Origin of the sequence: Methanobrevibacter sp. (genome assembly GCF_045130115.1) — an archaeon.
Lineage (GTDB): Archaea > Methanobacteriota > Methanobacteria > Methanobacteriales > Methanobacteriaceae > Methanocatella.
In genome coordinates this window covers 1-13,820 of sequence record NZ_JBGUPC010000039.1, presented here as the reverse complement: position 1 = coordinate 13,820, position 13,820 = coordinate 1, and the positions used below count along the sequence as shown (strand labels likewise).

The 13,820-nt window shown below is 35.8% G+C and carries 15 protein-coding genes; 11 read left to right on the top strand and 4 right to left on the bottom strand.

From position 1 onward, the window contains the following. The 3 genes from ACJMML_RS06540 to hmd all read right to left on the bottom strand — a co-directional run. On the bottom strand, nt 1-258 hold a 258-nt coding region (locus ACJMML_RS06540), incomplete at its 3' end, for a FeGP cofactor biosynthesis guanylyltransferase HcgB family protein (RefSeq protein WP_405306537.1). Between the two features lie 24 nt (nt 259-282). After that, entirely contained in the window at nt 283-1,281 is a 999-nt protein-coding gene (hmdB, locus tag ACJMML_RS06535) for a 5,10-methenyltetrahydromethanopterin hydrogenase cofactor biosynthesis protein HmdB (protein ID WP_405306536.1), read from the bottom strand. Between the two features lie 130 nt (nt 1,282-1,411). After that, complete coding sequence (gene hmd, locus ACJMML_RS06530) at nt 1,412-2,425, bottom strand: 5,10-methenyltetrahydromethanopterin hydrogenase (RefSeq protein ID WP_405306538.1); 1,014 nt, start codon at nt 2,423-2,425, stop codon at nt 1,412-1,414. Nucleotides 2,426-2,866: 441 nt separating this feature from the next. Between hmd and hmdC the strand changes: the two genes are divergently transcribed. The 5 genes from hmdC (at nt 2,867) to ACJMML_RS06505 (ending at nt 7,765) form a co-directional block, all read left to right on the top strand. Further along, nucleotides 2,867-4,363: a 5,10-methenyltetrahydromethanopterin hydrogenase cofactor biosynthesis protein HmdC gene (gene hmdC / locus ACJMML_RS06525; protein ID WP_405306535.1), complete on the top strand. Its 1,497-nt coding sequence runs from the start codon at nt 2,867-2,869 to the stop codon at nt 4,361-4,363. A 457-nt stretch (nt 4,364-4,820) separates the two neighbouring features. Next, complete coding sequence (locus ACJMML_RS06520; protein ID WP_405265391.1) at nt 4,821-5,171, top strand: pilus assembly protein; 351 nt, start codon at nt 4,821-4,823, stop codon at nt 5,169-5,171. Between the two features lie 16 nt (nt 5,172-5,187). Continuing rightward, entirely contained in the window at nt 5,188-6,201 is a 1,014-nt protein-coding gene (locus ACJMML_RS06515; RefSeq protein ID WP_405306534.1) for a molybdopterin-dependent oxidoreductase, read from the top strand. Nucleotides 6,202-6,211: 10 nt separating this feature from the next. Beyond that, nucleotides 6,212-7,351 (top strand): Coenzyme F420 hydrogenase/dehydrogenase, beta subunit C-terminal domain, encoded by a 1,140-nt coding sequence (locus ACJMML_RS06510; protein WP_405306533.1) that lies wholly within the window; start codon nt 6,212-6,214, stop codon nt 7,349-7,351. A gap of 9 nt (nt 7,352-7,360) precedes the next feature. Next, nucleotides 7,361-7,765 (top strand): hydrogenase iron-sulfur subunit, encoded by a 405-nt coding sequence (locus ACJMML_RS06505; RefSeq protein ID WP_292602974.1) that lies wholly within the window; start codon nt 7,361-7,363, stop codon nt 7,763-7,765. 1,056 nt (nt 7,766-8,821) lie between these two features. On the opposite strand, the gene ACJMML_RS06500 is transcribed toward ACJMML_RS06505, so the two are convergent. Further along, nucleotides 8,822-10,600 carry a ribosome biogenesis/translation initiation ATPase RLI gene (locus ACJMML_RS06500; RefSeq protein ID WP_405306532.1) on the bottom strand — a complete coding sequence of 593 codons (1,779 nt, stop codon included), beginning with the start codon at nt 10,598-10,600 and terminating at the stop codon, nt 8,822-8,824. A gap of 201 nt (nt 10,601-10,801) precedes the next feature. Here ACJMML_RS06500 and ACJMML_RS06495 point away from each other — a divergent pair, with 201 nt between their 5' ends. From ACJMML_RS06495 to ACJMML_RS06470, 6 genes are all read left to right on the top strand, one after another. After that, nucleotides 10,802-11,353 carry a hypothetical protein gene (locus tag ACJMML_RS06495; protein ID WP_405306531.1) on the top strand — a complete coding sequence of 184 codons (552 nt, stop codon included), beginning with the start codon at nt 10,802-10,804 and terminating at the stop codon, nt 11,351-11,353. A 137-nt stretch (nt 11,354-11,490) separates the two neighbouring features. Continuing rightward, nucleotides 11,491-11,829: an aminoacyl-tRNA hydrolase gene (gene pth2, locus ACJMML_RS06490; RefSeq protein ID WP_303738295.1), complete on the top strand. Its 339-nt coding sequence runs from the start codon at nt 11,491-11,493 to the stop codon at nt 11,827-11,829. 50 nt (nt 11,830-11,879) lie between these two features. Further along, complete coding sequence (locus ACJMML_RS06485) at nt 11,880-12,542, top strand: delta 1-pyrroline-5-carboxylate synthetase (RefSeq protein WP_405306530.1); 663 nt, start codon at nt 11,880-11,882, stop codon at nt 12,540-12,542. 1 nt (nt 12,543) lies between these two features. Next, nucleotides 12,544-12,705, top strand: a complete 162-nt coding sequence (locus ACJMML_RS06480; RefSeq protein ID WP_303738297.1) for a zinc finger domain-containing protein — start codon at nt 12,544-12,546, stop codon at nt 12,703-12,705. A gap of 20 nt (nt 12,706-12,725) precedes the next feature. Next, nucleotides 12,726-12,995 carry an elongation factor 1-beta gene (locus tag ACJMML_RS06475; protein WP_405306529.1) on the top strand — a complete coding sequence of 90 codons (270 nt, stop codon included), beginning with the start codon at nt 12,726-12,728 and terminating at the stop codon, nt 12,993-12,995. A 91-nt stretch (nt 12,996-13,086) separates the two neighbouring features. Continuing rightward, nucleotides 13,087-13,539 (top strand): hypothetical protein, encoded by a 453-nt coding sequence (locus ACJMML_RS06470; RefSeq protein ID WP_405306528.1) that lies wholly within the window; start codon nt 13,087-13,089, stop codon nt 13,537-13,539. Nucleotides 13,540-13,820 lie beyond the last annotated feature (281 nt).

Sequence of the window (13,820 nt, the reverse complement as noted above, 5' to 3'; positions counted from 1 at the left end):
TGCCTTTGCCAGGGCAGGGATTCTGCTGGTGTCTGCAGTATTTGTGTCAATCTGAAGCATTTCAGCTTGAGGCAACCCGTACTCGCTTAAAACTCTGTTTAAAACTTCAACCTTTATTCCGTTTTTATTGGGAATGCATATTCTTTCAGCATTTTTTATGTAATCCTGAATTTCTGCGATTTCATCAAGAGTATCTCCAAACCTGCGGTCATCTCTTGACTCTTCAAATGCATTTCTTATCATCTTTTCAAATGCCATATTATCATATTTTAAAAAAAGTGATTAAATAGTTTGAGGTATTAAATCCAGTTTTTCAATGACATTGACGACTTCATTATAATTTCCATATTCCGGAGAGCCCACCCCTTTAACTTCGTGAGGGTAATTGTCGGCTATTACGGTTGCCAGGTTATTTGCACCTGCCTTGAGTGAAAATTCCACATTTTCAGGACCGACGGTCGGTGTCGGCATTGTAATTGTGATTTCAGGATACATTATTCTGGTAATCGCAACCATTTTCAGCTGCTCTTTCAATGGGAATGCAGGATAATTTTCCATTGGTGTGCCTTCATATGGGTTGAATCCCATTATTGGAATTTCTTCTAAAGTTTTGAAGTTGGATAAGTAACGCAGGTGTTTTATCCTATCTTCTTTACTTTCACCAAGACCTAAAAGCAGTCCTGAAGACAATCCCACACCCGCTTCGCTTACTCTTTTGCAGGTTAATATTCTTTGATCCAGTGAGTCTCCAGGTTTTCTTTGATAGAATACATCCTCATTAATGGTTTCCAGGTTGCAGCAGATTGTATCTGCACCAAGTTCAGCCAATTCCTGTACGGACTTTTCGGTTAAATCCCCACCGACATTTACAAGAATTTCCAAATCTGATTGTCCTTTTACGATTCTGCATGCATTAACTGCCTGCTTTCCTTTGTATCCGTATCCTCCAGAACAGCTTACGCGGGGAATGTGTGCCTGTTGAATGGATTTTACAGCTTTCAGTATTTCATCATTGGATTTGTAAAATGCATTGTAGTATCCTTTTTCGGAAGTCTCTTCTGCAAATCCACAATATTCGCATCTAGGTTGGATTTGGCATTTGTTGGTAAGATGGACGGTGGATGTTAATTTGATTACTTTTGATTGATTGTCTCTTATATTGCAAGCTATCATGAACAACTTTTCCAAATCCTCATCGTTTTCGATGTTCAACAATTCTAAAAATTCCTCATCGCTTAATTCTTGTCCTTGTTTTGCTTTATTTAAGATTTCATCAATCAATTTAACACCTAACCTTAATTTTTTTTTATCTTTAATCATTAACTTATTTTTTAATGGCTATTTTTCACAGCAATTAAAAAATAAGTTAAGGAATTGTTGATAAAAATCAACAATTATAACTTATTTGTGTTTATTTGTCTTTACCTAAGTAATCGAGTACGGTAGGTACGATTTCTGCTAAGGAACCGAAGTTCATTGAGTCAGCAGTACCTAATAATGCAGCTGGGTTTAAAGCATCGTCCATTTTGTCGATACCTTCATCTTGCATTAATGCGGTTACTTGGGTTAAAGCTTCATTAGCCATCATTTGTGCAAATCCGGCAGGAGCACCTAAAATTTGAGTAACAGTGTCTCTGTAAGCTAAAATACCTGCGTAAGTAATAGCAGTTACTGCGGAACACATGTCACATACAGGACCTACCATGTTTGCAGGTAATGTGAATGCAGATCCTCTTGCTTTTTGACCTAATTCCATTAAGGTGTCAATGGAAGCTTGGTCAGCGAAACCTTCAGCAATGTATACTTGTCCTTTCATTTCAGGTACAGCACCTGGGTGGTAGGAAGCTACGTTTACGTTGGTTCCTAAGTCTTCGAAAATTTTGTTTAATCCAGTGGTTGGGATGGTACATGCGTGAGTTACAATTGCACCTTCTTTGATGTCATCAGCGAAGTTTTTGATGATGTCAGGTTGCATACCGCCTTCTGGTAACCAGGTCATTACCCAGTCAGCGTCAGCTACAGCTTCAGAGTCATCGTTAATACATTTCATTCCTAAATCTTCTGGGTGAGTAAAGTGAATAGCTCCTTTTGCTGGTTTTGGTACAGTTTCTGCTAATTCGTTAACTTTTGCTCTGATTGCAGGCATTACATCTTCTGGGGTTCCTGCTTTGTGTGCTGCAATTACTTCTGCGTAATCAAAATCATCTACTACAACGAAATCTCCATCAAATACAGGGTCGGATACGACTACTTCGTCTACACCGGCTAATTCTAATAATTCTGCACCCATTTCGATGGTTGAGTGAGTCATTGCAATGTTTTCTTTTCCGGTTGCTTCTGCAACTTCACAAGCTCTTGAGAAGTTGGTAATTCCACTTGCAGCGTGTGTTCTGTAACATCCTGCTCCTAAAATTGCTACTTTCATTTTTTTGTCTCCTTTGTTATCATGGTTTCCAAATTTTTCTTTTAATTTAGAAAGTACCATTTTTTTGTCTCCTTATTTTAATGAACTTTCATCATAGTCGAAACTATTTCAAAAGTTTTACTGCATGGAGACTCAATGAGCAGAACCCAAAGAGTAATAAAAATTATGGTAGTTTTATTCCATGCAGTAATAAATTATATTTAAAATATAGTACTATTTAAAACTTGTTATTACTCTTGTTTTAGTATTATTTTTTATAGTATTTTTTTATTTTTAGTAATACTGTTATTACTATTTTTTTATTATAATTAAATTTAGTAATACTTTTTATTTTACATTATAATTAATATAAATCTGTTTTAGGTTTACCTAAATCGAAACTTATTTATTGATGATTTCACTGAAAAATATATAGATAAATATAATTTTGGAGTAAATTTCATGTATGACTTAATAAAAAGAGCGGTTCATGATGATGATGCCGCAATTCAAATTTCGAAAATGGACAAGGATGTGACCTCTGTCGTTGATGCGATTTCAGAACTTTCCCTTGAAGAGACAATGAAATTGGGAATGCAATTTAAAAGATTTCCTTTGGGCTGCGATTTGACTGAAGTCGTTGCCGGAACATGTGCCTCTGATTTGGAGATAATGGATTTGTTGGGCAACTGTCGATTGTCAGATATGATCGGCGCTCCAATTCATATCTGCGCATATGCATTTTCAGACATAGGGGAGAAATTCGGAATGACCGGACTTGAAGTTATGCAGAAGGTTCATGAGATTGTTGATGTTCCCCTTGATTTGGATCATTTCGGTGAAAACGGTGCGATGAGACTTCCAAAAAACATTAGCGGATGTGGGGGTGAATGCTATAATAAGGGTCCTGCATTCACTGAATGTCCTAGAGGTAGGATTCACGAGCGTCTGATTGATAAGGAACTGGAACAGAAGGATGATAAGGAGGAATGGGTTAAGCTGTCATCATCCGTTGCGGTAAATGTCACTTGCGAGCAGACCGGTGACGGCCATGCTGCTCCATTGAGGGAAGCCGAAGACATTGCACAATTGGCTAAAAAATATGGCAGGGGCCTTGAATCCATCATGTTTGTTGGTGACGGATATGATGAGGTCATAACCGGATTTGAAAAATCCATTGAAATCGGTGCGGATGTCATTGTTGTTGAGGGAGGCCCTTTCAACAGATGCGAAAACACAACAGAGGCATTTGCAAAAACAATTGCGGCTGCGAGGATATTGTCTCCAGGAAAGGTTGTGGCCACCAATGGAGCCTATGAGCATGAGGTCAGGGCAGGTTTGAGAACAGGATTGAACATGGTCATTACAGGATTTCCTAAAAATCATCATGGATATATGTGCGGATATGAACCGGGCACAGCCAGAAGGGGCAAATTCGGACTTCCAAGAATCATACAAATCATCAATGAGGAATTTCCGAATCGTGGCCTTCCAGTTCAAAAGCATGATTTGCTCTCATTGGCAACAGCGGTCAAGATTGCAGGCCCTGATTATGTATATCCTAGGAAAATTGGGTCATATCATGTTGGAGATGCCCATTGGGCAACTTTGGTCAACTCAAGGATGTATAAGAATATCGAACTGAAACATACCCTAAACGATATTGTTGAATTGGCTCGCGGAAATGTTATCTCCTTGCATGGGGGAAGGTTTATCTCATGGGTTATTGCAAACGAATTGGACAGGTATGTTGATGAAATCATAATATCTGACGTTGACGACTGGGTATTGAAAAACACTGTCAGTAATCTTCAGGATGCTTTGAATGCCACAATCATTGCTGAAAAGGATGACAAGGCTGCAGCCGATAGTGCAGACTTTTCAATCGCCTCATCAACAATGATTCCGGTCAAGGAAAGTATTTTGAAAAAAGTTCCAAATGCATTAACTATCGTTTAGTAATAATTTTTTATAAAAAATTATGCTTTTAAGTAGTATTATTTTTATAAAAAGTATTACTATTTTTATCTTTATATTTTCAATAATATTTTCCATTTTAATTAATTTTAATTAGCTATTTTTTAAAATATGTTTTAATTCATTTCTTTCTTGCTGAAATAAATGTTGTTATTATTTATTTTCTATTTTTAAGATATTTGAACGATTTTTCATATTATTATTTTTTCTTCAAAAAGCAATAAAAACACTTTTTTAAGATAATTGGGATTGAATTATTATTTATTTATATTTTTAAGCATTTAATTATTTTAGTTTAGCTAAAATCGTTTTATACAATTAGTAATACTTTAATAACATTTATATGGTTATTACTATTGATTCTTAATTAGATTATTTTAATTAATTTGTTAATTTGAATAATTTGGAGATTATTTTAATAATAATTGGAGAGAGTAGTGTGGAAATTACTGTAGAAAAAATAGCAATGATTAGAGAAAATCACAATCCCAAAAATGCGAATTTAAATTTGGATATTGATTGGTCAGTTGAGTATACCAATACTGATCAAAGGAATGTAAACTACAACATAGTTTTAAAATCTGCCGAATATTTGAATTTAAGTTTCAAGGTTGAAGGATTAGTCAGGTTGGACATCTTTGAGGAATTTCTCCAGCAGGAATGTTCTCAAATCGTTTTCCATCACGCATGCACTATGTTAATGGACATGATTTCCCTAACTAGACAGTCAAATTATGAGCTATTGAAAGAGGATACAAATTCTGCAGTAAATCTGAATGCTGCTTTTTAAATATTTGGTGATGTATATGTTTGAAATTAAACACACGTTATGCCCTTCATGCAGTGTTGGTTGTGGTATTAATGTGATTTTAGATGGTGAAGAAATTGTTGGGACATTTCCCTATAAAAGACACCCGGTTAATGCCGGTAAAAACTGTTTAAATGGAAGAAATTCTATTGACTGCTGTAAAAGCAAATTTGAAGATATTGATTTTGATAAAGCAATTGCAGATGCTTCAAATGAAATTAAATCATGTAATGCATCAGACGTATCTGTAATATGTTCAGGTAACAATACCGTTGAAGAGATCGGAGCTATTAAAGAATTTGCAGAATCCAATGGTTTCAATATTGGATTTTATGCAAACGACTTGAAAAATTTTGATGAAGTCGCTTCCTATGATGAGCTTGCAGGTGCAGGCAAAGTGTTTGCAATCGGCGATATATTATATGAAAACCCATTGATTGGAAGAAGAATAGTTCATGCAAAGCAAAATGACGCAAAAGTGTATGCTTTGAGCAAAAACGAGAATGCGGTCACTTTCAACATTGCCGATGAAACATCCACTTCATCCGTTCAGGAATTTTTGGATAAGTTTGCCGGGGAAATTGATGATTCTTCAGTTGTCGTATTTAACTATGTTGATGCAGCAGAAGATTTGGATAAATTTGAATCCTTGGATTGTAAAATTTTGCCAGTTTTCAGCAAACCTAATACAAAAGGCGCTTTAGATGTCGTCAATCCAAAATCAAGTGATGAGATGATTGAATTGTTTGATAACACTAAATTGCTATTGGTCTTCAATGATGATGTTGTTGATGAGTTCGATTATGATTTTACCAAGGTATCAAAAATCATCACTTTGGCTTGCTGTGAAAATGACACTACTGAAATTGCAGACGTAATCATTCCTGTCAAATCCTGGTTGGAACAAGACGGATCTTTTGTCAATGCAATGGGTGATGAGCAAAATTTCAGTTCAGTAGTTGAATCCGATAATTTAGGTATTGTCGAAGTTATCGAGGAGTTAAACAAATAGAGGGGATAATATGAGTTATGTTTTAGCGAAATCTCAAAATAATGAAATTCTTGAAGCAGGTGAATGTGGAGGAGCTGTAACCAGCATTCTCAAATATTTGCTTGATGAAGGGCTGGTTGATGGTGTTTTGGCATTAAGTCCTCAAGATGATGTTTATGATGCATTTCCTGTTTTCGTCACTGATTCAGAAGATTTGTTGAAAACTGCGGGGTCTTATCATTGTGCTCCAACAATGATTGGGGACCTTGTTCAAAAATATTTCATCGATAAAAAAGTCGCATTTACAGTCAAGCCATGTGATATGAGAGCTGTTGAAGAGCTTATCATGAGGCATAAAATTAACAGGGACAACATTTATATGATTGGATTAAACTGTGGAGGAACAGTATCGCCGGTCAGCGGTAGGGAAATGATTGACTTGTTCTATGAAGCTGATCCTGACGATGTTGTCAGCGAAGAAATCGATAAGGGTCAATTCATCATTGAGCTTGCAGACGGTTCTGAAGAGGCAGTGAAAATCCACGATCTTGAGAATGAAGGTTACGGACGTCGTAGCAACTGCCAAAGATGTGATGTGAAAATCCCAAGAAAAGCCAATATTGCCTGTGGAAACTGGGGTGCAGAGGACGGATGGACATTCATTGAAATCAATGATGAAAAGGGTCAAGAACTCATAGATGGTGCTAAAAAGGCAGGAATTTTAGAAACCAAGTCTCCTTCCGATGCTGCTGTTGAAGGCAGGTCAAAAGTTGAAAACATCATGATTAAAATGGCCAAAAAGAATCAGGATGCAACATATCCTACAGTCAGTGAGATGACTGAATGGAGCCGCTGCATCAGCTGTTACGCTTGCCGTGATGTCTGTCCGATTTGCTGGTGCTTTGAAAACTGTGAGTTGAACAAGCCTTACTTCAAGGATGAGGCAAATATTCCGCCAGTCCCAATAGCATTTCAGGGTGTAAGGCTGTCCCACATGAGTTTCAGCTGTGTTGACTGCGGTCAATGTGATGATGTATGTCCAATGGACATTCCTGTTTCATTAATCTTCGATAAATTGCAGAAAAAATACTATAATAGAACTGGTTATGTAGCTGGAGTTTCTGATGACATCAAACCTCCATTATACAGTCCAGAAAAAACTGAATTATGAGGTGATTTGATGTCTGATGATTTAAAAATTGTAGGTTTATTATGTAACTGGTGTTGTTATGGTGGTGCTGATACCGCAGGAACTGCTCGTATGCAATACTCACCAAACATCAGAATCATTCGTGTAATGTGCTCCGGAAGAATCAATCCTTCAATGATATTCAAGGCATTTCAGGAAGGTGCCGACGGAGTGTTTGTAGGAGGATGCCATATTGGTGACTGCCATTATGATGCAGGTAACTACAAATGGTCAAGAAGATCAAAAATCGTTGAGGATATCCTTGAGGAATTCGGAATTGAAAAGGAAAGGTTCCGTCATGAATGGATTTCAGCGTCTGAAGGTGAAAAATTCCAAAGAACAATGGAAGAATTTCATAAAACTCTCACAAAATTAGGGCCATTAGAATTAGAATAGAGTAAAAATAGTCAAGCCAGATTATGATTGTAAATAGCTGTTTTTGGCTATTTACTTTCATTATTTAGCTGTCTTTCTAAGATTAGTGGGTTGCTCACTAATGTTAGAAAAATAGTTAAAATAGCGAATGTTTTGACTGTTTTTCGATTAATTATCTTTATGTTGATAATTCATCATTAGCCGAGCAATATCGGTTGTTGGCATAACCAATTGATGTTGCTTATTTTCTCCATCAATGTAGGATAATTAATAAAAAAGAGATTTGTATATTTACATATGGGTTTCTTTCACTGTCTACAATAGCTATTAAAGCAATCGACTCCTCAGGTCTTTAATAGCTATTTTATATTCATACAATTATATTACTTCTTTTTAAAAAAATATTATTTTTAATAGTATTATTTTTAGAAAAAGTATTACAATTTTTATTTCAATAGATTGTGGAAATAAATGGCAATAACTTTAACAAAATAACCTTATTTTATCAAATAAGTTTTTTTAAATCTATTTTTCAGCAATTTAAATATTTTTTCACTGGGGTTTTTGATTTAAAGTGGTTTTAATAATTTTTGCAATTATTATTTTTTCTTAATGGAGGATGTAGAAAAGTTATTTTCAAATAATTATAAACATGGTTCTTTATTTATCGAATTAAGTAAATTTTATTCCTTATCTTTAAATTTTAAGTTCAATTCAAGGAGTAATACTTTAATAACATTTATATGGTTATTACTAGTTAGTATAGTATAGATTATCGAATTTTACCTCAATTTGATAATTTTTATATGTCCATACCTCAATATAAAATTAGGTCATATAACTACTGTAAATAGCCGTCAGGGCTATTTACTCTCTATCTTAATTGTCTTTCTAAGATTATTGTGTCGATCAGTAATCTTAGAAAGATAGTTAAATCATGTTTTAATTATCTTGGTAAAGTCATTTGTATCGTTAAATGATTCACTATAATGGATTATTTATCGTTGAAGTTATTAAAGTTTCTCTCCTCTGCTTTAATAACTCCTTTTTTTTAATTAATGGTGATGGACACTAAATTTAATCGGAGAGATAGTAATATTCTCCTTTTTCTTTCTGTTCACGGTCTTTGTAACTATCGAGCTTGTTAACCCTTGGCCTTTTGGTTTCCTTATCCCTTCTGAAGGTGATGTTCAGGTTTCCTAAAAACTCGTTCATTGCATTCCTTAAATCGGTTGGCTTTGAAGCATGACCGTTGAGACCTGGAGTCCCGTCAAACACCATTGCCCTGTCGGAGATGTAGTCGATGAATACGATATCGTGGTCAACGATTAATGATGCGGCATTTCTGCTTTCAATCATCTTACGGATGACTCTTGCAGCTATCAGCCTTTGCTCGACATCAAGGAATGCTGTAGGTTCGTCGAAAAGATAGATTTCAGCATCCTTTGACAGTGTTGCAGCTATTGCCAGCCTTTGAAGCTCTCCTCCACTGAGGCCTTTGACCGGTTTGTCAAGCATTTCGTCCAATGTCAAAGGTTTCATGATTTCGCTTTCAAAGATTTTGGATCCGAAGCTTGGTGCGTTCATATATAAAAAGTCACTGACAGTTCCTTCGAAGTTTGAAACGATGTATTGTGGTTTATAGGCTATTGTGACCTCCTCGTCAACCTCTCCTGTTGTCGGTTCCTCCACTCCTGCAAGTATTTTGGCGAATGTTGTCTTACCGATACCGTTTGACCCGAATGCTGTGACGATCTCATCGTAGAATATTTCTCCAGCATCGGCACTCAGGCTGAATCCGTCATACTCCTTTGACAGGTCGGAATAGCTTGCAAGCGCATCCCCTTCGTCTTCAGGCGTAGGTGGCCTGATTGTAAATTCAATAGGATTTCTTCTGATTCTGACATTCTCTTCAGCTAAAAATCCGTTGATGTATGCATTGATACCTAAACGAACTCCTTTTCTTCCTGAAACTACACCGTATCCTCCAGGCTGTCCGTATAGAATGTGGATATTGTCGGACAGTGCGTCCAATGTGGCGAGGTCGTGTTCAATGACAAGCACGCTTTTGCCCTCTTCGGCAAGTGACCTGATGACTTTAACTGCATTCAGTCTTTGAGACACGTCAAGCCAGGATGTCGGTTCGTCGAAGTAGTAGAAATCTCCTTCCCTCAGGACGGTTGCGGCTATTGCAACCCTTTGAAGCTCTCCACCACTCAGGTTTTCCATCTTACGGTCCAGAACGTTTTCAAGTTGCAGTTCCTCTGTAACATATTCAAGCTTGTCACGCTCATTCACATTGCTTAAAAGATCCTTAACTTTGCCCTTCACGACCTTTGGAAGCTTGTCCACCATCTGTGGTTTCAGGATGGTCTTGATGTTGCCTTCGGACAGGTCCTGGAAGTATTTCTGCAGGGATGATCCTCTGTAAAAGTCAATCACTGCATCCCAGTTTTCAGGATCGTTTTCAAAGTCTCCGAAGTTTGGAATCAGGCTTCCTGATAGGATATTCATGATTGTGGACTTACCGATACCGTTTGGACCGAGGAGACCCAAAACTGTTCCGGCCTCAAGATTTGGAAGTCCAAAAAGCTCAAACTGGTTTTGTCCGAATCTGTGGATCGGTTCGCCTGCCGCTTCAGGCAAGTTTATGATTGAAATAGCATCAAATGGGCATCGGTTAGTGCATATGCCGCACCCTTCACATAATTCTTCAGATATCAACGGCTTTTTTGTATCTTCGTCTACAACTATTGTGTCTTCGTCCATTCTGACGCCAGGACAGTAGTGTATGCAGAGATAATCACATTTTTTAGGTTGACATCTGTCTTTGTCTAAAATTGATATACGACTCATTATAATCTCCTTAAAAATATAATCATAAATAGTTATGTTAATTCTATTTAATTAAACTATTGCAAAATTTGCCAAAAGGATGTTTTTGCATTGTCAATTATTTTGTTGAATTGCAATTTGTCTACATTTTTGACACGAATATGATAAAAGTTTTAAGTAATAAATTCATAATTAAATATAGAAGTTAATTTCGGTGATTAAATGAAAATTAATAAAATTTTAGGTTTGCTTTTAGTATTTGTATTAATAATTTCAGCTTCTGGAATTGTTTTTGCAGAATCTGGAAGTGAAGGAACCTCTGATGATTCAGGTTCGTCATCTGACACTCCTTCTTCATCAGATTCATCTACTCCATCTTCAGATTCTTCAGATTCTTCAGATTCTTCATCCAGTAGCTCAGATAGTCAAGCTGATTCTTCAAGTCAGGATACCTCTTCAGATTCACAGGTGGATTCTGGTTCCAGTTCGAATTCAGGCTCCAGTTCAGGTTACAGTCAAAGTTCATACTCTTATTCATATGACCAACCAACATCCACCTATTCAAGCGTCTCTGATGGAAGTGTTGACTCAGTAAATAATGTGACAAACACAACCAATCATACAAATCATAACTTGACAAACACAACCAATCATACAAATGTCACTACTCCTCAAGGTAACATCTTTGGTGATAATGCATACATTATAATGTTAAGTATCGGAGTTGTGATTGTTGTTGCACTTTTAATTGTTGTATACTATAAATTAGAGTAAAAAACTAGTATTTTCTAGTTTTTTATTATTTTTTTTCATCAAATTTATATATTTCTTTTTTTAAAAAATATGTATAATCAGGAATTAAATTTATTCAAATACTTTTTTTAGTTCAATTAATTGGTTGATGTGATGATATGAAACAGGTCATGATTGTAAGGACAGATTTAAAGATGCGCAAGGGAAAAATCGCAGCCCAATGCTGCCATGGCGCCATTGGAGCATATAAGAAATCACCGGCCGATAAAATCAGAAAATGGGAAAATGAGGCTTATGCCAAGGTGGTTTTAAAGGTTCAGACTTTGGAGGAGCTGACTGAACTGAAAAAAATTGCTGACCAAAAGGGCATCGCCAATTATCTTGTGGTTGATGCAGGAAGGACCCAGATACCTACATCAAGCGTTACAGTTTTGGCACTGGGCCCTGATGAGGATGAAATTCTTGATGAAGTGACTGGGGATTTGAAACTTCTGTAGAAAAGATGTCGTTTAATCGAAGCTACTTTTAATTAAACATGGTTGGAATTATGAGCATAAAACAGGTTGTAAAAATTGGGGGAAGCCTATTTCCAGAGCATGCAATCGAATTGGCAAAACGGCTTGAAAACACCGGTTCAGTTATAGTTTTGGGAGGCGGGGAATTTGCCAACCTTATTCGCCGATATGACTCTGAAATGAAGTTCAGTGATGAGGCTAACCATTGGACAGCTATTGATTGCATGGAAATCATTGCAAAGCTTGTGAACGATAAGGTTGATTCCGCAAAATTGGCATATACAATAGATGAGGTTCATGAAATATCGGATGAGGGTTTCACTCCCATTTTTGTTGTTTCCGAGTTTTTAAAAGTTGAAGATCCATTCGAATGCAGTTGGGATGTGACATCTGATTCGATTGCGGCATATGTTGCAAACCTATTAAATGCGAACCTTTTTATAGTAACAAATGTAAATGGTATATATACCCAGGAACCGAAGGAGCCGGGTTCGACATTCATAAGTAAAATCGATGCAACAACATTACTAACTTTTCAAGAGTCATCGATTGATGCAATGCTGCCGACTCTTTTATTAAGGTATGGGACTAATTGTTATGTTGTGAATGGGAAGTACCCAGAAAGGGTTATGTCTTTAATAGACGATAATATAAATGATTATAACTTCGATTACACACAAATAATAGGTGAATAGAATGAAAAAAGTTGAATGTATTTCATGTAAACAAGAAATTCCATTAACTGGAACATTCGTCGAATTCGAATGCCCAATTTGTGGAGCAAAAATAGCAAGATGTGAAAAATGCCGTACTTTCGGTCACGGTTACAAATGTGAATGTGGTTTTGAAGGACCATAAATATAAAAGGAGGAATTAGAATGGGTGAAGTATTAACTACTATGAAAATTATGCCAGACAGTCCGGAAATAGATTTGGAAGCTATCAAATCAACTATTGAAAGTTCAATGCCTGAAGGCGCAAGAATCCACGAAATTACTGAAGAACCAATTGCATTCGGTTTAGTTGCAATTATCTTAAATTTCATCACTGAAGATGGTGAAGGTGGATCTGAACCTGTTGAAGAAATGGTTTCTAATATTGACGGCGTAGCCAGTATCGAGATTACTGGTGTCGGAAGATTAATGTAAATAGTATTCATTGATTTTTCCATTAATCATTTAAGTTATTTTTCAATAACTTATCTTATTTCTTTTTTTTTATGATGACTTTGCCAATCCGTTGGTTAAAGGTCAAAAAGTAACAATCAACATTAAAAATAAACGTTACACTGCTTTTACTGATGCGAAAGGTTACGTTTCATTTAAAATACCTAATGTTGTCACTCCTGGAAAATATACTTTAAAAGCCACATTTGCCGGTCAAACAATTTCAAAAACAGTTAAAGTAAAACAGGTATTGAAATCTAAAAAGACCGTAACTGTCAAAAAATCCGCCAGGAAATTGGTTTTAAAGGCAACATTGAAAACCGGCAAAAACAAAGCCATCAAAAACAAGAAAATAACATTCAAATTCAAAGGCAAAACCTACAAGGCTAAAACCAACAAGAAGGGTATAGCTAAGGTAACCGTTAAAAAGAATGTTATCAAAAAACTCAAGAAAGGTAAAAAATACACAGTTAAAATTACCTATCTTAAAGACACTATCAAAACTACAGTCAAAGTAAAAAGATGAGGGAAATTCATTTTTCCCTTTTAAATTTTTTTTTGGTTAATCAAAATATTTAAATATCATGTTGATCTACTTTAATATAACATGTGTTAATTTTTCAGAGTCATAGTGTAAAAAAATTTAGGTTTACCTAAAAATTACCAAAACCTTTATATACTATGATGACCTACTTTTATACAAGTGACATGAATTTAGGTATGCCTAAATTTTCACTTAAACAAAACATATTATCAGTCGATAATAATACAATCTCCAAAATATAAAAAATCGTCAAATTAGTTTTT